The organism is Mycobacterium sp. NPDC003323 (assembly GCF_053589535.1).
Genome location: NZ_JBSFSB010000019.1, coordinates 56401 through 77092, shown reverse-complemented (window position 1 = coordinate 77092; position 20692 = coordinate 56401). Strand labels below are relative to the sequence as shown.

At 68.5% G+C, this 20692-nt stretch carries 19 protein-coding genes; 13 read left to right on the top strand and 6 right to left on the bottom strand.

The window, feature by feature from the left end; translation table 11 throughout:
* Nucleotide 1 precedes the first annotated feature (1 nt).
* Together nucS and ACWDUN_RS26475 are read left to right on the top strand one after the other, a co-directional pair.
* Nucleotides 2-673, top strand: a complete 672-nt coding sequence (gene nucS / locus ACWDUN_RS26480) for an endonuclease NucS (RefSeq protein ID WP_449933392.1) — start codon at nucleotides 2-4, stop codon at nucleotides 671-673.
* On the top strand, nucleotides 673-951 hold the full coding sequence (locus ACWDUN_RS26475; RefSeq protein ID WP_449933390.1) for a hypothetical protein: 279 nt from the start codon (nucleotides 673-675) through the stop codon (nucleotides 949-951). The genes nucS and ACWDUN_RS26475 overlap by 1 nt, the downstream gene beginning before the upstream one ends.
* Here ACWDUN_RS26475 and mce read toward each other — a convergent pair.
* Nucleotides 948-1424, bottom strand: a complete 477-nt coding sequence (gene mce / locus ACWDUN_RS26470) for a methylmalonyl-CoA epimerase (RefSeq protein ID WP_449933388.1) — start codon at nucleotides 1422-1424, stop codon at nucleotides 948-950. The genes ACWDUN_RS26475 and mce overlap by 4 nt on opposite strands.
* Before the next feature lie 83 nt (nucleotides 1425-1507).
* On the opposite strand from mce, the gene ACWDUN_RS26465 reads away from it, so the two are divergent.
* The 3 genes from ACWDUN_RS26465 to ACWDUN_RS26455 all read left to right on the top strand — a co-directional run bounded on the left by ACWDUN_RS26465 (nucleotide 1508) and on the right by ACWDUN_RS26455 (nucleotide 4042).
* Nucleotides 1508-2689, top strand: a complete 1182-nt coding sequence (locus tag ACWDUN_RS26465; RefSeq protein ID WP_449933386.1) for an acetyl-CoA C-acetyltransferase — start codon at nucleotides 1508-1510, stop codon at nucleotides 2687-2689.
* A gap of 65 nt (nucleotides 2690-2754) precedes the next feature.
* On the top strand, nucleotides 2755-3141 hold the full coding sequence (locus ACWDUN_RS26460; protein ID WP_449933385.1) for a DUF3817 domain-containing protein: 387 nt from the start codon (nucleotides 2755-2757) through the stop codon (nucleotides 3139-3141).
* 13 nt (nucleotides 3142-3154) lie between these two features.
* Nucleotides 3155-4042, top strand: a complete 888-nt coding sequence (locus ACWDUN_RS26455) for a co-chaperone YbbN (protein ID WP_449933383.1) — start codon at nucleotides 3155-3157, stop codon at nucleotides 4040-4042.
* A gap of 80 nt (nucleotides 4043-4122) precedes the next feature.
* Here the strand turns inward: ACWDUN_RS26455 and glgB are convergent, their stop codons facing one another.
* Complete coding sequence (gene glgB / locus ACWDUN_RS26450; protein ID WP_449933381.1) at nucleotides 4123-6321, bottom strand: 1,4-alpha-glucan branching protein GlgB; 2199 nt, start codon at nucleotides 6319-6321, stop codon at nucleotides 4123-4125.
* Nucleotides 6322-6327: 6 nt separating this feature from the next.
* On the bottom strand, nucleotides 6328-8397 hold the full coding sequence (locus ACWDUN_RS26445; RefSeq protein WP_449933380.1) for an alpha-1,4-glucan--maltose-1-phosphate maltosyltransferase: 2070 nt from the start codon (nucleotides 8395-8397) through the stop codon (nucleotides 6328-6330).
* Nucleotides 8398-8602: 205 nt separating this feature from the next.
* Here ACWDUN_RS26445 and ACWDUN_RS26440 point away from each other — a divergent pair, with 205 nt between their 5' ends.
* The 3 genes from ACWDUN_RS26440 (at nucleotide 8603) to ACWDUN_RS26430 (ending at nucleotide 13080) form a co-directional block, all read left to right on the top strand.
* Nucleotides 8603-11197: a glycosyltransferase family 1 protein gene (locus ACWDUN_RS26440; RefSeq protein ID WP_449933378.1), complete on the top strand. Its 2595-nt coding sequence runs from the start codon at nucleotides 8603-8605 to the stop codon at nucleotides 11195-11197.
* Nucleotides 11198-11327: 130 nt separating this feature from the next.
* Nucleotides 11328-12191 (top strand): Vgb family protein, encoded by an 864-nt coding sequence (locus ACWDUN_RS26435; protein ID WP_449933377.1) that lies wholly within the window; start codon nucleotides 11328-11330, stop codon nucleotides 12189-12191.
* A 103-nt stretch (nucleotides 12192-12294) separates the two neighbouring features.
* The gene (locus ACWDUN_RS26430; protein WP_449933375.1) at nucleotides 12295-13080 is read left to right on the top strand and encodes an MspA family porin; all 786 of its coding nucleotides are present in this window, start codon (nucleotides 12295-12297) and stop codon (nucleotides 13078-13080) included.
* Nucleotides 13081-13093: 13 nt separating this feature from the next.
* Here ACWDUN_RS26430 and ACWDUN_RS26425 read toward each other — a convergent pair whose 3' ends face one another.
* The 3 genes from ACWDUN_RS26425 to ACWDUN_RS26415 all read right to left on the bottom strand — a co-directional run bounded on the left by ACWDUN_RS26425 (nucleotide 13094) and on the right by ACWDUN_RS26415 (nucleotide 17946).
* The gene (locus tag ACWDUN_RS26425) at nucleotides 13094-14545 is read right to left on the bottom strand and encodes a neutral zinc metallopeptidase (RefSeq protein WP_449933373.1); all 1452 of its coding nucleotides are present in this window, start codon (nucleotides 14543-14545) and stop codon (nucleotides 13094-13096) included.
* 61 nt (nucleotides 14546-14606) lie between these two features.
* Nucleotides 14607-16592 (bottom strand): ATP-dependent DNA helicase, encoded by a 1986-nt coding sequence (locus tag ACWDUN_RS26420; protein WP_449933371.1) that lies wholly within the window; start codon nucleotides 16590-16592, stop codon nucleotides 14607-14609.
* A gap of 13 nt (nucleotides 16593-16605) precedes the next feature.
* Complete coding sequence (locus tag ACWDUN_RS26415; RefSeq protein ID WP_449933369.1) at nucleotides 16606-17946, bottom strand: nicotinate phosphoribosyltransferase; 1341 nt, start codon at nucleotides 17944-17946, stop codon at nucleotides 16606-16608.
* Nucleotides 17947-18011: 65 nt separating this feature from the next.
* Between ACWDUN_RS26415 and clpS the strand changes: the two genes are divergently transcribed.
* From clpS to ACWDUN_RS26390, 5 genes are read left to right on the top strand one after another with little or no spacing between them, the layout of a single operon-like run.
* Nucleotides 18012-18326, top strand: coding sequence for an ATP-dependent Clp protease adapter ClpS (clpS, locus tag ACWDUN_RS26410; RefSeq protein WP_449933368.1), 315 nt, complete (start codon nucleotides 18012-18014; stop codon nucleotides 18324-18326).
* Nucleotides 18327-18329: 3 nt separating this feature from the next.
* Nucleotides 18330-18914: an oxidative stress transcriptional regulator AosR gene (gene aosR / locus ACWDUN_RS26405; RefSeq protein WP_449933366.1), complete on the top strand. Its 585-nt coding sequence runs from the start codon at nucleotides 18330-18332 to the stop codon at nucleotides 18912-18914.
* Nucleotides 18911-19942, top strand: coding sequence for a P1 family peptidase (locus ACWDUN_RS26400; RefSeq protein WP_449933364.1), 1032 nt, complete (start codon nucleotides 18911-18913; stop codon nucleotides 19940-19942). The genes aosR and ACWDUN_RS26400 overlap by 4 nt, the downstream gene beginning before the upstream one ends.
* 30 nt (nucleotides 19943-19972) lie before the next feature.
* A complete protein-coding gene (locus ACWDUN_RS26395; protein WP_449933362.1) occupies nucleotides 19973-20392 on the top strand; it encodes a Mov34/MPN/PAD-1 family protein in 420 nt (139 codons plus the stop codon).
* A gap of 18 nt (nucleotides 20393-20410) precedes the next feature.
* Nucleotides 20411-20692 carry a MoaD/ThiS family protein gene (locus tag ACWDUN_RS26390; RefSeq protein ID WP_449933360.1) on the top strand — a complete coding sequence of 94 codons (282 nt, stop codon included), beginning with the start codon at nucleotides 20411-20413 and terminating at the stop codon, nucleotides 20690-20692.

The window sequence follows — 20692 nt, the reverse complement described above, 5'->3', positions numbered from 1 at the left end:
GGTGCGCCTCGTCATCGCCCAGTGCACCGTCGATTACGTCGGACGCCTCACCGCCCATCTCCCGTCGGCCCGGCGGCTGTTGTTGTTCAAGGCCGACGGCTCGGTCAGCGTCCACGCCGATGACCGCGCCTACAAGCCGCTGAACTGGATGAGTCCGCCGTGCTGGACCACCGAACAGGTCGATGGCGACATACAGCTGTGGGTCGTGGAGAACAAGGCCGGCGAACAGTTGCGCATCACCATCGAAGATGTCGAGCACGACTCCAGCCATGAGCTCGGGGTGGACCCCGGCCTGGTCAAGGACGGGGTCGAGGCGCACCTGCAGGCGCTGCTCGCCGAGCACGTCGAACTGTTGGGTGCCGGGTACACCCTGGTGCGCCGCGAGTACATGACCCCGATCGGACCGGTCGACCTGATGTGCCGCGACGAGACCGGACGGTCGGTGGCGGTCGAGATCAAACGACGCGGCGAGATCGACGGTGTGGAGCAGCTGACGCGCTATCTGGATCTGCTCAACCGCGACACCCTGCTGGCGCCGGTCAGCGGCGTGTTCGCCGCCCAGCAGATCAAGCCGCAGGCGCGCACGTTGGCGCAGGACCGCGGAATACGGTGCGTGGTACTCGATTACGACAAGATGCGGGGTCTCGACAGCGACGAGTTCCGGTTGTTCTGATGGCCCGGCGCAATCGGTCTCGCCGCGATCCGGACCGGCCGCTGCCGGTGTTTCACCGACGCACCGAGGTGGGGTCCGACGGGCTGGACTACGAGGTCAGGTCGATCCCCGCGGCGCGCGCGGACAAGACCTACCGATGCCCGGGCTGTGATCACGAGATCCGCCCCGGCGTCGCGCACGTGGTGGTGATCCCGGTCGACGTCGACGACCGCAGGCACTGGCACACATCGTGCTGGAGCAATCGGGCCAACCGTGGCCCGACGCGGCGTTGGTCCTAGTGGTCGGCGTGGGCGTTCGGCTCGACGAGTTCGACGAGCACGCCGCCGGCGTCCTTGGGGTGGATGAAGTTGATGCGTGAGTCGGCGGTGCCGCGGCGCGGCTCGTCGTAGAGCAGCCGCACGCCGTCGGCACGCAGCTTCTCCGACAACGCATCGATATCGCTGGTGCGGTAGGCCAGCTGTTGCAGTCCCGGACCGCTGCGGTCGATGAACTTGGCGATCGTGGACTTCTCGTCCAGCGGGGCCAGCAGCTGCACCTGTGCGCTGCCCTTGGGGGCACCGCGCACCGACAGCATGGCCTCACGCACGCCCTGCTCCTCGTTGATCTCCTCGTGCAGCACGATCATGCCGAGGTGGTCGTGGTACCACTTGGCCGCCGCATCGAGATCGGGCACGGCGATTCCCACGTGATCGATCGCGGTCACCAGCGCGCTGGCGAGCGCCGGACGGGCATCGGCGTGATCGGTGGTCATTTGGTAAAGGTAACCTGATTCAGCACTTTTTAAGCCTGTGTGATCGGCCACACCTGCCTTTACAGATTCCTTGGAGGATGGATATGACGACCTCGGTGATTGTTGCGGGAGCGCGCACCCCGATCGGCAAGTTGATGGGTTCGCTCAAGGACTTCTCGGGCAGTGATCTGGGGGCGATCGCCATCAAGGCGGCCCTGGAGAAGGCCAAGGTCCCCGCCTCGCTGGTGGACTACGTGATCATGGGTCAGGTGCTGACCGCCGGTGCCGGACAGATGCCGGCGCGGCAGGCTGCCGTGGCCGCCGGGATCGGCTGGGATGTGCCCGCCCTGACCATCAACAAGATGTGCCTGTCCGGTATCGACGCCATCGCGCTGGCCGATCAGCTGATCCGCGCCGGGGAGTTCGAGGTCGTCGTCGCCGGCGGTCAGGAGTCGATGAGCCAGGCCCCGCACCTGCTGCCCAAGAGTCGCGAGGGCATCAAGTACGGCGATGCCACGCTGGTCGACCACATGGCCTACGACGGTCTGCACGACGTGTTCACCGATCAGCCGATGGGCGCGCTCACCGAGCAGCGCAACGATGTCGATCAGTTCACCCGTGCCGAGCAGGATGAGCTGGCCGCTCGGTCGCACCAGAAGGCCGCGGCCGCCTGGAAGGACGGCGTGTTCGCCGATGAGGTTGTGGCGGTGCAGATTCCGCAGCGCAAGGGTGATCCGATCGAGTTCGCCGAGGATGAGGGCATCCGCGCCAACACCACTGCCGAGTCGCTGGGCGGACTGAAGCCGGCCTTCCGCAAGGACGGCACCATCACCGCCGGATCGGCCTCGCAGATCTCCGACGGCGCCGCCGCGGTGGTCGTGATGAGCAAGGCCAAGGCCGAAGAGCTCGGTCTGGAGTGGCTGGTCGAGATCGGTGCCCACGGTGTCGTCGCCGGCCCGGATTCCACGCTGCAGAGCCAGCCCGCCAACGCCATCAAGAAGGCGATCGCGCGCGAGGGCATCAGTCTCGACGACCTCGATGTCATCGAGATCAACGAGGCGTTCGCCGCGGTGTCGCTGGCGTCCACCAAGGAGCTCGGGGTGGACCCGGCGAAGGTGAACGCCAACGGCGGCGCCATCGCCATCGGTCATCCCATCGGCACCTCCGGCGCCCGCATCACCCTGCACGCCGCGCTGGAGTTGGCGCGCAAGGGCTCGGGCTACGCCGTCGCCGCGCTGTGCGGGGCGGGTGGCCAGGGCGACGCGCTGGTGTTGCGGCGGCCCTGACCGCTGAGAATGCCCTCAGTTTGATCAACGACGCTACGTAGTAGCTGGGTCCGGGGTCGGGCACAATGGCCCTCATGGCAAACAAGTATGACGTCCGCAGCGCTGCGGGCTGGTTCCGGATCATCGCTGCCGCCGAGGCGATCAGCTGGGCGGGACTGCTGGTCGGCATGTACTTCAAGTACCTGGCGGGATCGACCACCGAGGTCGGCGTGAAGATCTTCGGACCCATTCACGGCGGTGTGTTCATGGCGTTCGTGGTGGCCGCCCTGGTGGTCGGCATCGCGCGCAAATGGAACGTCATCACCTGGGCGCTGGCGTTGCTGGCCAGCATCGTGCCGCTGGGTAGTGTGATCTTCGTCATCTGGGCCGACAAGCTGGGGCGGATCGACGGGTCCGTCAGCGGTCCCACCGACCTCACCGACAGTGCGGTGACGCCGCAAACCGCGGCGTGACAAACTTGGGAACGTGACACGACCACGCCCCACCGTCGGGCCGGCACTGGCCGGCGCATTCGATCTGTCGGCACTGAAGGCTCCGCCCCCGGGCCGGGAGGGCGCAACCGGCGCACCGGCCGGGGCGATCGAGGTCACCGAGGCCAACCTCGAGGCCGAGGTGCTGGTCCGCTCGGGTGAGATCCCCGTCGTCGTGCTGTTGTGGACGCCGCGCAGCGATGCCAGCGTGCAGTTGGCCGACACGCTGGCCGGGCTGGTCCAGGCCGACGCCGGTAAGTGGTCGCTGGCCACGGTCAACGTCGACACCACACCCCGGGTCGCGCAGATGTTCGGGGTGCAGGCCGTCCCGACCGTCGTCGCACTGGCCGGGGGCCAGCCCATCTCCAGTTTCCAGGGCCCGCAACCCGCCGAGCAGCTGCGGCAGTGGATCGATTCTCTGCTCAGCGCGACCGCGGGCAAGCTCAGTGGCGTGCCGGAGCAGGCCGAGGAGGTGGATCCTGAGCTGGAACAGGCCCGCGCCCACCTGGACGCCGGTGATTTCGATGCCGCGTTGGCCGCCTACCAGGGCATCCTGGCCGCCAAGCCGAACGACGCCGAGGCCGCCGGTGCGGTCCGCCAGATCACCTTCCTGCAGCGGGCCACCACCCGGCCGGCCGAGGCGCCGGCGTTGGCCGACGCCGCGCCCGGCGATGCCGAGGCCGCCTTCGCCGCCGCCGACGTGGAGATCCTGCAGCAGAACGTGACGGCGGCCTTCGACCGGTTGATCGACCTGATCAAGCGCACCGCCGGCGAGGAGCGCACCGCCGCCCGCACCCGACTGATCGAGCTGTTCGATCTTTTCGACGCCGCCGACCCCGAGGTGATCGCGGGCCGGCGCAAGCTGGCCAACGCCCTGTACTGAGCGCTCGGTCGCGAACAGACGTAAAACTGCCCCAATTCACGTGAATTGGGGCAGTTTTACGTCTGTTCGCGGCAGGAAGGTTACGTCTCGAGTTCGAACCACAGCGCGGCCAGCGGCGGCAGCGCCATCACCGCCGAGGCCGGCCGGCCGTGCCAGGGCTCCGCGGTCGCCTCGACCGAGCCCAGGTTGCCGATGCCCGAACCGTTGTAGATGGTGGCGTCGGTGTTGAGCACCTCGCGCCAGGTACCGGCCTGAGGTAAGCCCAGCCGGTACTGCGAATGCTCGGCCCCGGAGAAGTTGAACACGCACGCCAGCATCGAGCCGTCGTCGCCGAAGCGCAGGAAGCTCAGCACGTTGTTGGCCGAGTCGTTGGCGTCGATCCAGGAGTAGCCCTCGGGCACGGTGTCCCGCGACCACAGTGCGCGCCGGTCGCGGTACAGCTCGTTGATATCGGTGACCAGTTGCGAGATGCCGGTGGAGAAGCTGTTCTCCGACAGCTGATACCAGTCCACGCCGCGTTCCTCGGACCACTCGGCCCGCTGACCGAACTCCTGACCCATGAACAGCAGTTGCTTGCCCGGATGGGCCCACTGGTAGGCCAACAGTCCCCGCAGCCCCGCCGCCTTGGTGTGATCGTTGCCGGGCATCCGGCCCCACAGCGTGCCCTTGCCGTGCACCACCTCGTCGTGACTGATCGGCAGCACGTAGTTCTCGCTGAACGCATAGAGCATCGAGAAGGTGATCTCGTGGTGGTGATAGCTGCGGTGGATGGGGTCGCGCTTGATGAACTCCAGGGTGTCGTTCATCCAGCCCATGTTCCACTTCATCGAGAAGCCGAGGCCGCCGAGGTTGGTCGGCCGGGTGACACCCGGCCAGGACGTCGATTCCTCCGCGATGGTGACGATGCCGGGTGCGATCTTGTGCACCGTGGCGTTCATCTCCTGCAGGAACTGCACGGCCTCCAGGTTCTCCCGACCGCCGTAGACGTTGGGTGTCCAACCGCCCTCCGGACGCGAGTAGTCCAGGTACAGCATGGAGGCGACGGCATCGACGCGTAGCCCGTCGACGTGGAACTCCTGCAGCCAGTACAGCGCGTTGGCGACCAGGAAGTTGCGCACCTCGGCGCGCCCGAAGTCGAACACGTAGGTGCCCCAGTCGAGTTGCTCACCACGGCGCGGGTCGGAGTGCTCATAAAGCGCGGTGCCGTCGAAGCGGCCCAGCGCCCACGCGTCCTTGGGGAAGTGCGCTGGCACCCAGTCCACGATGACGCCGATACCGGCCTGATGCAGCGTGTCGATGAGGTACCGCAGATCATCCGGGGTGCCGAGCCGCGGCATGGGCGCGTAGTACGACGTGACCTGATAACCCCATGAGCCGCCGAAGGGATGCGCCGCCACGGGCAGCATCTCGACGTGGGTGAAACCCATCTCGCGGACGTAATCGACCAGTTCGGTGGCCATCTCGCGGTAGGACAGGCCCGGCCGCCACGAGGGCAGGTGCACCTCCAGCGTGCTCATCGGTTCGAAGACCGGATTCTTCAGGGTGCGCCCCGACATCCAGTCCTCGTCGCTCCAGGTGTAGTCGCTGACATTCACCCGTGATGCGGTCTGCGGCGGGACCTCGGCAACGAAGGCCATCGGATCGGCGCGGTCGACCACCGATCCGTCGGCCCCGTGCACGCGGAACTTGTACAACCCGTCGACGGGGAAGCCCGGCCAGAACACCTCCCACACCCCGGAGGACCCCAGGCTGCGCAGTGGGGCCTCGTTACCGCTCCAGTGGTTGAAGTCGCCGATCAGCGTGATGCCCTTGGCGTTCGGGGCCCACACGGCGAACGAAACACCATCGACCGGACCGTCTGGGGTGCCGTAGGTCCGCGGGTGCGCACCCAGCACCTCCCACAGCCGTTCGTGGCGGCCCTCGGCGAACAGGTGCAGGTCGATCTCGCCGAGTGTCGGCAGGAACCGGTAGGGGTCGGCCACGGTCACCGGTTCGGCGTGCGGGTACTGGACCTCAAGCCGGTAGTCGATCAGATCGGTGATCGGCACGGCGACCGCGAACAACCCGGCCTCGACATGTTCGAACGGGTAGCGCTGTCCGCCGATGATCGCGGTCACCGATTCGGCGTGCGGACGCAGCGTACGGATCACGGTGTGGTCACCGTATTCGTGCGCGCCGAGCACGGAGTGCGGATCGTGGTGTTCGCCGGCGAGCAGCCGGCCCAGATCCGGGTCCGAGGGCCGCAGATGGCTACTGGTGATGGGGTTGGTGCTGGTCAAGGTTGTTCACTCCCTACGCAACAGATTGAGTCGGGTGTCATTCGGGATCGACGGCATGTTCAGTACGTGCGATACCGCGCGAGCGGGGTCCAGCCGGACGTAATTGGCCTGCCCCCAGTGGTATTCCTCGCCGGTTACCTCGTCTCGCACCCAGAACCGGTCATAGGGCTCCATCCCGAGCGCACCCATGTCCAGCCAGACGGTGCCGTCCTCGGGGCCGAACGGGTTCAGCGTCACCACGACCAGGACGCAGTCGCCGGTGACCGGGTCGAACTTGCTGTAGGCCAGCAGCGCATCGTTGTCCACGTGGTGGAACTTGATGGTCCGGAGCTGCTGTAGTGCGGGATGCAGCCGACGAATCTCGTTGAGCCTGCCCAGGAACGGCTCCAGGGAGTTCCCGGCGGCCAGGGCGCCCTCGTAGTCGCGGGGACGCAGTTCGTACTTTTCCGAGTCCAGGTACTCCTCGCTGCCCTCCCGGACCGCCTGGTGCTCGTAGAGCTCGTATCCGGAGTACACACCCCATACCGAGCTGAACGTCGATGCCAGCACCGCGCGGATGGCGAACATGCCCGGGCCCCCGTGCTGCAGGCTCTCGTGCAGGATGTCCGGCGTGTTCACGAACAGGTTGGGGCGCGCCACATCGGCGTACTCGGCGATCTGCTGGCCGTACTCGATGAGCTCCCACTTGGCGGTCCGCCACGTGAAGTACGAATACGACTGCGAGAAGCCGAGTTTGGCCAGACCGAACAGGCGGGCCGGCCGGGTGAAGGCCTCGGCCAAGAACAGCACGTCCGGGTCGTCGTTCTTGATCTTGCCGATCAGCCAGGCCCAGAAGTTCGGTGGCTTGGTGTGCGGGTTGTCGACCCGGAAGATCTTGACCCCGTGCGACACCCAATACCGCACGACGCGCAGCACCTCGGCGTACAGACCGGCCGGGTCATTGTCGAAGTTGAGCGGGTAGATGTCCTGGTACTTCTTCGGCGGGTTCTCCGCATAGGCGATGGTGCCGTCGGGCAGCACCGTGAACCACTCCGGGTGGTCCCGTGCCCACGGATGGTCGGGGGCACACTGCAGCGCGAGGTCCAGCGCCACCTCAAGACCCTGATCCCTTGCGGCGGAGACGAAATCGTCGAAGTCGGAGATGGTGCCCAGATCCGGGTGGATGGCGTCATGGCCGCCCTCGCTGCTGCCGATCGCCCAGGGCGAACCCACATCACCCTCTTGGGCGGTGACGGTGTTGTTGCGGCCCTTGCGGTGCACCTTGCCGATCGGATGGATCGGCGGCAGGTAGACGACGTCGAATCCCATCCGCGCGACACGCGGCAGATCCTTGGCCGCGGTGGCGAAGGTGCCGTGCACTGCGTTGCCGTTGCTGTCCCAGCCGCCGGTGGAGCGGGGAAACAGCTCGTACCAGGAGCCGAACCGGGCCAGCGGCCGGTCCACCCAGACGCCGTACTGCTGACCGCGGGTGAGCAATTCGCGCAGCGGGTAGCGGTGTAGCAGCTCACCGATGCCGGGGGACAGCGCAGCGCCGGCCCGGGTGAACGGGTCGCCCGGTGCGCGCAGCGCCGCGGCGGCGTCCAGCAGCGGCTGTCGGTGTTCGCGCGGCATGCCGGCGGCTGCCCGCTCCAGCAACTGGGCGCCGACCAACAGATCGTTGGACAGTTCCGACTCGCCCTGACCGGCGTCGAGCTTGGCGACGACACCCTTGCGCCATGTCGCGATCGGGTCACCCCAACCGTCGACCCGGTAGGTCCACAGGCCGACCTGATCCGGGGTGAACTGAGCGTGCAGCACATCGGGTGTGCGCCCGGGTGTCATCGGCAGCAGCAGGGGCTTGATGCGCGGCGGCGTGACCGGACCGGGCGGCTCCGGCGGTATGCCCGGGGGATCGTCGACCAGGCGCGGATATGCCGTGCCGTGATAGCGCACCACCAGGGTGGCGGCCACGGCGTCATGGCCTTCTCGCCACACGGTGGCCTTGATCGGCACCACCTCGCCGACCACCGCCTTCGCGGGGAATCGACCACCGGACAACACGGGCGCGACGTCATCGATCTCGATCCGACCGGCCACCCACCAACTCCTCACTCGGTGCGGCCGCCCATCCCGGTGACCGCGATCCGTCTGGTTCCGCTTCATGACTCGACGCGCTCGATACCGACTCTGAGTACCCAACCTAGTGTCAGGAACACATCGCCGTGCCCGATGCAGGCGGTCTTGGTGATCCGTTCAACAGTCCGGCCCGCCCAGCGTCGGTTTGTCAGTAAGGTGAGCTCGTGTGAAAGCCCTGAGACGATTCACCGTCAGAGCCCACCTTCCCGAGCGCCTTTCGACGCTCGAACGGCTGTCGATCAATCTGCGATGGTCCTGGCACACGCCGACCCAGCAGTTGTTCGCCACCATCGACCCCGGATTGTGGCAGCAGGTCGGGGCCGACCCGGTGGCCCTGCTCGGCGCGGTGGACCCGCAGCGCCTCGACGAACTCGCCGCCGACGACGATTTCACCCGCCAGGTGGACTCCTGCGCCGCGGATCTCGACGACTATCTGAGTCGGCCGATGTGGTACCAGGAGCAGACCGCGGCCGGACAGCAATTCCCCAACGGCATCGCCTACTTCTCGATGGAGTTCGGGGTCGCCGAGGTGCTGCCGAACTACTCCGGGGGCCTGGGCATCCTGGCCGGCGATCACCTGAAGTCGGCATCGGATCTCGGGCTGCCGCTGATCGCCGTCGGCCTGTACTACCGGTCGGGATACTTCCGGCAGTCGCTGACCGCCGACGGCTGGCAGCACGAGAACTACCCGTCGCTGGATCCGCAGGGTCTGCCGCTGCGACTGTTGACCGATCACGCCGGCCAACCCGTGCTGGTCGACCTGGCCATGCCCGACGGCGCGCGGTTGTACGCCCAGATCCTGGTCGCGCAGGTGGGCCGGGTGCCACTGCTGCTGCTCGATTCCGATATCGGTGAGAACGAGCACGAGCTGCGCGGGGTCACCGACCGGCTCTACGGTGGCGATCAGGAGCACCGCATCAAGCAGGAGTTGCTGGCCGGTATAGGCGGGGTGCGGGCGATCAGGGCGTTCACGGAAGTGGAGGGATTGCCCGCACCCGAGGTGTTCCACATGAACGAGGGCCACGCCGGATTCCTCGGCGTCGAGCGCATCCGCGAGCTCATCGAGGCCGGGCTGGATTTCGACACCGCGCTGACCGTGGTGCGCTCCTCGACGGTGTTCACCACCCACACCCCGGTGCCCGCCGGTATCGACCGATTCCCGGTGGAGATGGTGCGGCGCTACTTCGGTGGCAGCGACCTGAACTCCCGGCTGCTGCCCAGCGTGCCGCTGGAGCGGGTGATCGCCTTCGGTGCCGAGGAGGATCCGACGAAGTTCAACATGGCCCATATGGGTCTGCGGCTGGCCCAGCGCGCGAACGGGGTTTCGCTGCTGCACGGCGAGGTCAGCCGGCAGATGTTCAACGGGCTGTGGCCGGGCTTCGACCCGGCCGAGGTGCCGATCGGGTCGATCACCAACGGCGTGCACGCGCCTACCTGGGCGGCCCCGCAATGGGTCGAACTGGCCCATGAGCTGATCGGGGAGGATCTGGCCGCACTGAGCGAGGCCGAGACCTGGCAGCGACTCCAGCAGGTCGACCCGGGCCATCTGTGGTGGATCCGCTCGCAGCTGCGCCGGTTGCTGGTCGACGACGTGCGCGCCCGGTTGCGCCGGTCCTGGCTGGAGCGCGGCGCGTCGGAGGCCGAATTGGGTTGGATCGCTTCCGCATTCGATCCCGAGGTGCTGACGGTCGGGTTCGCCCGACGGGTGCCCACCTACAAGCGGTTGACGCTGATGCTGCGCGATCCGGAACGGTTGGAGCGCCTGTTGCTCGACGCCGACCGCCCGGTCCAGTTGATCGTCGCGGGCAAATCGCATCCCGCCGATGACGGTGGCAAGACGCTGATCCAGCAGATCGTGCGGTTCGCCGACCGCCACGAGGTGCGGCACCGGATCGCCTTCCTGCCCGACTACGACATGTCGATGGCGCGCCTGCTGTACTGGGGTTGCGATGTGTGGCTGAACAATCCGCTGCGGCCGTTGGAGGCCTGCGGCACGTCGGGGATGAAGAGTGCGCTCAACGGCGGGCTCAACCTGTCCATCCGCGACGGCTGGTGGGACGAGTGGTACGACGGGGAGAATGGTTGGGAGATCCCGACCGCCGACGGTCTGGCCGACGAGAACCGCCGCGACGACATCGAGGCAGCCGCGTTGTACGACCTGTTGGAATCCGCTGTGACACCGAGGTTCTACGATCGCGACGAGCACGGGGTGCCGGTGCGGTGGGTGGAGATGGTGCGCCACACGCTGCAGGCGTTGGGCCCCAAGGTGCTGGCCTCGCGGATGGTGCGTGACTACACCGAGAAGTACTACGCCCCGGCCGCGCAATCCTTGCGAGCCACCCTGGAACCCGATAACGACGACGTGCCGTTCGGCGCGGCGCGGCAGCTGGCCGGTTACCGCAAGCGGGTCGAGCAGGAATGGTCGAAGGTGCAGATCACCGATGTCGACAGTTACGGGCTGCCCGACACGCCGCTGCTGGGCAGTGAGCTCACCCTGACGGCGACGGTGCAGCTGGCCGGGCTGGCCCCCGATGAGGTTGTGGTGCAGGCGGTTCTGGGTCGCGTCGACGGCGGGGACAACCTGCGCGACCCGGTGACGGTGCAGATGACCCACACCGGCGAGGCCGATGGTGGCCGGCACATCTTCTCCACCACGACGCCGTTGCCGGTGGCCGGTTCGGTCGGTTACACGGTGCGGGTGCTGCCGCAGCACCGGCTGCTGGCCGGGGTCAACGAGCTCGGCCTCGTGGCGCTGGCGTGACGGGGCTACTCGCCCCGGTCGACCTGCGCCGAAACCCGCGTACCCGGGGTTTCGGCGGGCCCGAGAACCCCGGGTACGCGGGTTTCGCCGGGTATCGGGCGCCGTGCTCGGGGGAGTGCGGCGCGCCGGGATGAACCGGATCTCCGAAGTCGCGGTGCCGGGCGGGCCCTACGCGCTGGCCGCCGGCGCCGACGCGGCGATGTGGGCGACCTGTGTGCACAGCGGTCAGATCGCCAGGATCGCCGCCGACGGAGGCCTCACCGTGTTCGAAGTTGCGCCGGACAGCAAGCCCGAGATCATCGTCGCCGGATCCGATGGCGCGTTGTGGTTCACCCGCAACGGTGATGACCGCATCGGCCGGATCACCACCACCGGCGATCAGAGTTCCATCGAATTGAGTTCGGGCAGTGCGCCGTTCGGTATCTGCGTCGGCCCCGACCGGGCGTTGTGGTTCACCACCATGACCGCCGGGACCGTCGGTCGGCTCGATCCGGCCGCCGGGGAGATCGACGAGCATCCGGTCGGCGGCATGCCCGCGATGATCACGGCCGGTCCCGACGGGGCCCTGTGGTTCACCATGAACGAGCGCGGTGCGATCGGGAGGCTGGACCTGTCCGGAAACCTGACCGTGCGCGAACTGCCCACCCGGGCCGCCGGTCCGGTCGGCATCACCGCGACCCACGATGACGCGGTCTGGTTCACCGAGATCCGGGCCGACAAGATCGGCCGGATCCCGACCGACGACGCCATCCAGGAGCTCGACCTGCCGGGCAAGCCGCACGCCGTGGTGGCGGATCCTTCCGGGGGTGTCTGGGTCAGCCTGTGGGGCGCCGATCAGATCGCGCGGGTGGACGCCGACGGTGAGTTCGACACCATCGACCTGCCCGCCGGCAGCGAACCGCACGGGCTGGCGATCGCGGCCGACGGTGCGCTCTGGGTGGCGCTGGAAAGCGGACTGGAGCACGGCAGCGTGCTGCGCATCCCGTTGGGCTGAGTCGCCATCTCGGTCCGGGCCGTGTCTTTGTCGTGGCCAGACAGTTATCTAGACCAGGTAAGTTTCGCGCCGGATCGCCTGGAAAGAGGTTTCGGTGCCACGAGTGTCGGCTGTCGCTGCGACAGTGTTCAGCGTTGCGGTGCTGTGCGCACCGGCCGGTACCGCCGACCCGGGATCGGACCGCGGCGAACCACCGTTCAATCCGGTGGCGCCGCCGGCCATCGATCCGGCACTGCAACCACCGCTGATGCCGGTGACGATGCAGCCCGTCGCCGCCCAGCCACCTGCGGCCGAGCCGGTGCTGCACGGGCTGGTGCCCTCGGCGGCGCCGGTGAGCACCACCACACCCGACGGCTGGACGCTCACCCTGTCGGCGGCCGACGAGACGCAATTGGTGAACGCGCCTCTGACCACGGCGATCTCGTCGCGCAGCTATATCGTCGGCGGCACGTTCAACGGGCATATCACCGGCCCCGACCCCACGCTGGTCCCGGAGGGGGTGATCGAGGTCGGTTATCAGATCGGGTGCGGCATCGACATGAGCACGTCCAACGGTGTCACCCTGACCGGCAGCGCGGGACTGTCGCCGTCGGTCGGTCTGGCCGGGGTGGACGTCGCCGATCCCGCGCTCGACGGGCTGGTGCCGGTGCTCACGACGCCGGTCACCGGCGGTATCGCGGTCGCGCTGAAACCCGGCGTGGTGAACATCGTCCCGGTCACCGAGAAGCAGTTCCGCGGTGCCAACCCGTGGGTGCTGATCAGTAACTTCCGGGTCAAGATCGACGGCTGTATCGGGCAGTCGTTCATCCGGTCCTACGCCTTCCTCACCAGATCCACCGACGAATCCGACGCGGTGCTCGCCTATTACGGCGAGACGAAGGTGGTCTGACGCTTCGCGGGGATCAGGAAAACCGCTTGAAGCAGCGGTCGGTCTCGCCGAGTACGCCGACCCGAAATGCATCGATCCGCGAGAATCCCGACGGCACCGACTCACCGTTGACGTCGCTGGCGACCAGGCCGTTGAGCAGAATGCCCGACACCGCCTCGTCGACGTCGCCGGCCGTGAGCGCGATGGTACCGCCGTCGGGGGTGTTGACCTCGTCGACGAGTTTCGCCGTGGCGACCCCGGTCAGGCACGCGGTCCGCAGCGCGGCTCCCGCGGTGTCCAGCGGCACGTCGCGCTGATGTTGGATCGACTGCATATAGCGCGATACCAGCACCGAATACGCCGAGTTGTCACCGGTGGCCAGCCCGGTACCGTCATCCTCATCGGGTGGTGCCCCGAGCAGTTCCAGTGCGGGCAGGTCGACCGAGATCGTGTTGGTCGCCGGACAGAAGGTCACCGGTGCGTCCGAGTCGGCGTCCGGGCAGTCCGGCCGGTCGAAGATGAGCGCCGGCGGCGCGGCAGGCTCGAACAGGATGTTCATCGCGTCGACGACGGAGCGCACCGAGTCCTCGGTGATCTGCAACTCGCCGGACTGATCCTCGGGCAACAGCACCGGTAGGTCACCGCGGCGTTGTTTGATCTCGGCCGGGTCCATCGCCGCACAGGAGGCCGCACCGTCGGTGAACCCGAACTGGAAGGCCGACACCCGCTCGAACGCCGAACCGTGCTCGTCCTCACCGGCGGCCGAGTCGTCGACGCTGAGCAGCGGATCACGGAATCCGATCATCGCGCTCATCAGATTGTTGAGCCCCTCACCGGTGGACAGCGTGAACCGCGGTGAGTTGCCTTCGACCACCCAGCGCATGTACACCCCGGCCAGGCAGTCGGCCTGCTGCTCGGCGACCAGGGTGGGGGTGGACTGCGACACCAGACCGGCCTGCTGCTGGATGGCGTGGCCGTATTCGTGGGCCAGCACCATCGTGACGGCCATGTCACCGTTGGCGGCCCGCAGCGAGGGCAACAGCACCCCGCGGTCCCAGCCGATGCTCTCGTCCTCGTGGCAGAACGCGGCATTGACCAGGTTGTAGGTGTCGGTTCCGCAGAACACTCCGTCGAAACCGTCTGCGTCCCAAGAGATCACGTCCGGCACCGGAGTGAACTCGCCGTCGAAGGTCTCGCTGTAGGCCTGACCCCAGAACTCTTCGATATCGCTGATGGAACTGGCGGCCAGGAAATCGATCTCACCACCGTCGGTGTCGGTGACCGAACGGGTGGGTTCGGCGGCGTCATCGCGCAGGCCGGTCGGCCCATCGGTGGCCGGCAGGCCGGCCACCCGGAAGGGATCGGCGAACACCGACACCGCGGTGCCCTGCACCGGCTCCGCGCAACCGGCTATCAGCAGCACCGCCGCGGCGGCCAGCGCGGCCCGCACCGAGGTACCGATCTGTGCACGGCCCGAGCGACCCATCTGTCCCCGCCTTCCGGTGCGCCCGCACGGGTCGCCTTCTCCGCTAGCAGGATAGTGAAATTCAGCCGTTGCGCAGTCGAATGAGCGCGGCCTGCACCCGTTGTGAGTCCGTCGTCGCCCAGAACGGCGGCAGCGACGCCCGCAGGAAGCCGCCGTAGCGGGCGGTCGCCATCCGCGAATCGAGCACCGCGACGACACCGCGGTCGTCGATGCGGCGCAGCAGCCGACCCGCACCCTGGGACAACAGCAGCGCGGCGTGACTGGCGGCCACCGCCATGAAGCCGTTGCCGCCACGCGCCGCGATGGCCCGTTGCCGCGCGGTCAACAGCGGATCGTCGGGTCGGGGAAAGGGGATGCGGTCGATGAGCACCAGCGACAGCGTCGGCCCCGGCACGTCGACGCCCTGCCACAACGACAGCGTCCCGAACAGTGATGTCGCCTCATCGTCGGCGAACCGCTGCACCAAGGCGGCGGTGGTGTCCTGGCCCTGGCACAGCACCGGAGTATCCAGGCGTTCGGCCATCACCTCGGCGGTGGCCTTGGCCGCCCGCATCGACGAGAACAGGCCCAGCGTGCGTCCGCCGGCCGCGTTGATCAACGCCTCGATCTCGTCGAGCTGGGCCGGCGAGCCGGTACCGTCGCGACCCGGCGGCGGCAGATGCTTTGCGATGTACAGGATTCCGGATTTGGCGTGATCGAAAGGCGAGCCGACATCCAGGCCGCGCCAGCTTGCGGCCGACTCGCCGCCGGACAGACCCCAGGCCGCGGCCATCGCGTCGAAGCTGCCGCCGATGGTGAGGGTCGCCGAGGTCAGCACGGCGGTCGCGCGGGAGAACAACCGGGTGCGCAGCAGGCCCGACACCGACAGCGGCGCGACCCGCAGGATGGCCCGCTTACCGCCCCCGCCGCGGCTGTTCTCCTCGTGATCGAGCCAGACCACATCGAAGCGGTCCGGGATGGCCGGACCGAACGAGTCCAGCATGCGGGCGGCGATGTCACCGATCTCGGTGACCGCGGTGACGGCCTCGGTGCGTGCGGCCGCGGCCTGCGGATCCGACGGGGTGGTATCGATCGCCGATCGGATGACGAAGGCCGCATCGCGCAGCGAGGTCAGATACGTGGCCAGTTCGTCGTCGAGGTGGTCGATGCGCCCGGGCTCGGCGTCGTGGATGGCCGCCGACAGATTCGCCCCGGCGGCCTCGAACCGCTCGACCAGCTCGTCGGCGACCAGCCGCCCGATGCGTCGCTGGGCGGCCCCCAGTGCGGTGGCCGACAGTTCACCGGTCGCCACCCCGGTGACCCGGTCTGCCAGTTCGTGGGCCTCGTCCACGACGAGCAGATCGTGCTCGGGCAGCACCGAGGCGTCGGCGATGGCGTCGATGGCCAACAGCGCGTGGTTGGTGACGACGACATCGGCGGTGCCGGCCTTGGCGCGCGCCTTCTCCGAATAGCAGTCCGCGCTGTAGGGGCAGCGCGACACCCCGATGCATTCGCGGGCCGACACGCTGACCTGGCTCCAGGACCGGTCCGGCACGCCGGGGGTCAGCTCGTCACGGTCACCGGTCTCGGTGTCCGACGCCCACGCGGTCAGCCGCTGCACATCGCGCCCCAGCGCCGTCGCCGCGACCGCGTCGAACAGCTCCTCCTGCGGTAGCTCGGTCCCCTCGGAGCCGGTGCCGTTGTGGATCTTGTTCAGGCACAGGTAATTTCCGCGGCCCTTGAGCAGCGCGAAGGTCGGTTTGCGGTGCAGACGGGTGGCCAGCGCGTCGGCCAGCCGGGGCAGATCGCGGTCGACGAGCTGACGCTGCAGGGCGATGGTGGCGGTCGAGACGACCACCGGTTCGTTGGCCGACACCGCGCGGGCGATCGCCGGGACCAGGTAGGCCAGCGACTTGCCGGTCCCGGTGCCGGCCTGCACCGCCAGATGCTTGCCGGACTCGAAGGCCTCGGAGACGGCCTCGGCCATCTGGACCTGACCGGACCGTTGTGTCCCGCCGAGCGCGTCGACGGCGGTGGCCAGCAGGTCGGTGACGCGTTCTGCGGTCACGGTCGCGGGTCTGTCACGTCGGGCGTCCCGCACCGACGACACGGGTGGGAACGGCGGGCTCGCCTCGGGACAGCTTCAGGCCGTCCCAGGGCAGGCTGGTCAGACCGGCGGCCATCAGCGCGCGCGCCGCGTCCAGATCGGCCGCGCCGACCGGGGCACCCGCCCGGACCAGGGGGGTCTGCAGGCTGCGCGCGGTGAGCCCGTCCTCGACGCTCGGTGCCTGCCCGGCGGGGTGGACCACCTCTTCGATGATCGTGCCGGACGGCTTGGCCAGTCGCAGCGACTCCTTGGCCCCGCCCGCAGAACCCTTGTGCGCGCTGCGTTTCTGCACCGGCACACCGTCCACCTCGACCAGCTTGTAGACCATCCCCGCCGTCGGTGCCCCGGACCCGGTGACCAGTGAGGTGCCCACGCCGTAGCTGTCCACGGGTTCGGCGCGCAGGGCGGCGATGGCGAATTCGTCGAGGTCGCCCGAGACGACGATGCGGGTGTTGCGGGCGCCCAGATCATCGAGCTGACGGCGCACCTGGCCGGCCAGCACACCCAGGTCGCCGGAGTCGATGCGCACCGCACCCAGTTCGGGACCGGCGACCGCGATGGCGTTGGCGACGCCGGCGGTGATGTCGTAGGTGTCCACCAGCAGAGTGGTGCCCACGCCGAGCGCGTCGACCTGCGCGGCGAAGGCGGCGCGCTCGGATCGGTTCCGGGCGTCCGGGTCGTCGGTGCCGTCGGCGCCCGCGTGCAGCAGCGTGAAGGCGTGCGCGCTGGTGCCCAGCGCCGGCACACCGTAGCGCTGCTGGGCGGCGAGGTTGGAGCTGCCGTCGAAACCGGCGATCCAGGCGGCGCGCGCCGCGGCCACCGCGGCCTGCTCATGCGTGCGGCGCGACCCCATCTCGATCAGCTGCCGGCCGCCGGCCGCCGACACCATGCGGGCCGCCGCCGAGGCGATGGCGCTGTCGTGGTTGAGCACCGACAGCGCCAGCGTCTCCAGGATCACGCACTCGGCGAAGCTGCCGCGCACGGTGAGCACCGGCGACTGCGGGAAGTACAGCTCGCCCTCCGGGTAGCCGTCGACATCACCGGTGAAGCGGAAATCGGTCAGGAAGGCCGTGGTCTCGGCATCCAGGAAATCGGCGACGACCGCCAGTTCGGCCGCGCCGAACCTGAAGTCCGCCAGCGCTTCCACGAACCGGCCGGTACCGGCGACCACGCCGTAGCGGCGACCGTCGGGCAGTCGGCGGGCGAACACCTCGAAGGTGCACCTGCGGTGGGCGGACCCGTCACGCAGCGCGGCGGCGAGCATCGTCAGCTCGTACTTGTCGGTCAGCAGCGCGGTGCTCACGGGGTCGTTCACGTCCCCAACCGTATCGGTACGGTTCCGATTCGGGCGCGAAGTCACACCCCGGTAGTCTGTGGCACATGGTGACCCCAGCGCGGACTCGGCCGGGTACCCGGGAGGAGCACGCAGCCGATACCGACCGTCGCGAAGAGGAGGCGACCGACGGCCCCTGGGTCACGATCGTCTGGGACGACCCGGTGAACCTGATGTCCTATGTGACCTACGTGTTCCAGAAGCTGTTCGGCTACTCCGAACCGCACGCGACCAAGCTGATGATGCAGGTGCACACCGAGGGTAAGGCGGTGGTGTCCGCCGGTACCCGCGAGTCCATGGAGGTCGACGTCACCAAACTGCACTCGGCGGGTCTGTGGGCGACGATGCAGCAGGATCGCTGACACGTGCGCAAGTGGAAGCGTGTCGAGGGTCCCGAAGGTCCGCGATTCCGATCGGCGCTGGCACCGCATGAAGCGGATCTGCTGCGCAACCTGGTCACCTCGTTGAACGGTATGCTCGACGATCGCGAATCCGCCGCTCCGGCTGACGAACTCACTGCGATCACCGGTATCCGCACCGGTCACTCGGCACCGCCCGAGGACGAGACGATGAAGCGGCTGCTGCCCGATTTCTACCGGTCGCGCACCGACCATCCGGCCGGCTCGTCGGCCGCCGACAGTCTGAACAGCGCCCTGCGCAGCCTGCATGAGCCGGCCATCATCGATGCGAAAAGGCAGGCGGCGCAACGGCTCTTGGAAACCCTGCCGGACGGCGGCGGCAAATTCGAGCTGAGCGAGGATGACGCGCAGGCCTGGGCGTCGGCGGTCAACGACGTCCGCTTGGCGTTGGGCACCATGCTCGAGATCGGTCCCGAGGGCCTTGACCAATTACCGGTCGGGCATCCGATGGCCGGGCATCTGGATGTCTACCAATGGCTCACGGTGTTGCAGGAGTACCTGGTGCTCGGCCTGATGGGCCAGACCCGATGAGTGATCTCGGCGCCATCACCGACGTCGCCGGTATCCGCATCGGCAACCACCAGCGCATCGACGACGACGCCACCCTGGGTTCGGGTTGGGCTGTCGGCAGCACCGTCGTGCTGGCCCCCGAGGGCACCGTCGGGGCCGTCGACTGCCGGGGCGGCGCGCCGGGCAGTCGGGAGACCGATCTGCTGGACCCCGCCAACAGCGTGCGCCATGTCGACGCGGTGCTGTTGACCGGCGGCAGCGCCTACGGGCTGGCCGCCGCGGACGGCGTGATGACCTGGCTGGAGGAACAGGGCCGCGGCGTCGCGATGGACGGCGGCGTGGTGCCGATCGTGCCCGGAGCGGTGATCTTCGACCTGCCCGTCGGCGGCTGGGGCTGCCGGCCGACCGCGGAGTTCGGCTACGCCGCCGCGCGGGCGGCAAGCGAGACCGTCGACGTCGGCAATGTCGGTGCCGGCGCCGGCGCGCGCGCCGGGGTCCTCAAGGGCGGGCTGGGCACCGCCTCGATCCGGTTACCGGACATCGGGGTGACCGTCGGGGCGATCGTCGCGGTCAACTCCGGCGGCAACGTCGTCGACCCCACCACCGGACTGCCTTGGATGGCCGACCTCACCACGCGGTTCGGGCTCACCGCCCCGCCCGCCGACCAGATCGCCGAGTTCGCGCGCCTGGACGCCGAGAGCGGACCGCTCAACACCACCATCGCCGTCGTCGCCACCGATGCCGCGCTGAGCCCGGCGGGGTGCCGCCGGCTGGCGATCGCCGCCCAGGACGGGCTGGCCCACGCGATCCGCCCGGCGCACACCCCGGTCGACGGGGACACCGTCTTCGCGCTGGCCACCGGCGCGGTGCAGGTGCCGCCGTCGGAAAAGACACCCGCTGCCATGTCCCCGGAGACGGCCGCGCTGACCACGATCGGCGCCGCCGCGGCGGACTGTCTGGCCCGTGCCGTCCTGGTCGGTGTGCTGGCCGCAGAACAGGTCGCCGGAATACCGACCTATCGTGGCCTGTTGCCCGGTGCATTCGCCTGATCGCACCGAACGAGAGAACGGAGTCCCGACGTGCTGGTGATTCGTGCCGACCTGGTCGACGCGATGGTGGCCCATGCGCGCGCAGACCACCCCGATGAGGCCTGCGGGGTGATCGCCGGCCCGGAGGGTTCGGATCGCCCCGAACGGTTCATCCCCATGGTGAACGCCGAGCGGTCCCCGACGTTCTACCGGTTCGATTCCGGCGAGCAGCTCAAGGTGTGGCGGGGCATGGACGACAACGACGAGGCACCCGTGGTGATCTACCACTCGCACACCGCCACGGAGGCCTACCCGAGTCGCACCGACATCTCGTTCGCCTCCGAGCCCGACGCGCACTACGTGCTGGTCTCCACCCGCGACCCCGAGGCGCACGAACTACGCAGCTACCGCATCCTCGACGGCGTCGTCACCGAGGAACCCGTCAACATCGTCGAGACCTACGAGTCCTGAGAAAGTAAGGAAGACAACGTGGCCATCACCGTTTCGATCCCGACCATCCTGCGCACCCACACCGGTGGCGAGAAGCGCGTCAGCGCCAGCGGCGACACCCTCAGTGCGGTGATCGGCGATCTGGAGTCCAACTATCCGGGGATCTCGGAGCGCCTCGTGGACTCGGACAATGCGGGCAAGCTGCACCGCTTCGTCAACATCTACGTCAACGACGAGGATGTCCGGTTCTCCGGCGGTCTGGACACCGCGATCGCCGACGGCGATTCGGTGACCATCCTGCCCGCGGTCGCGGGAGGCTGA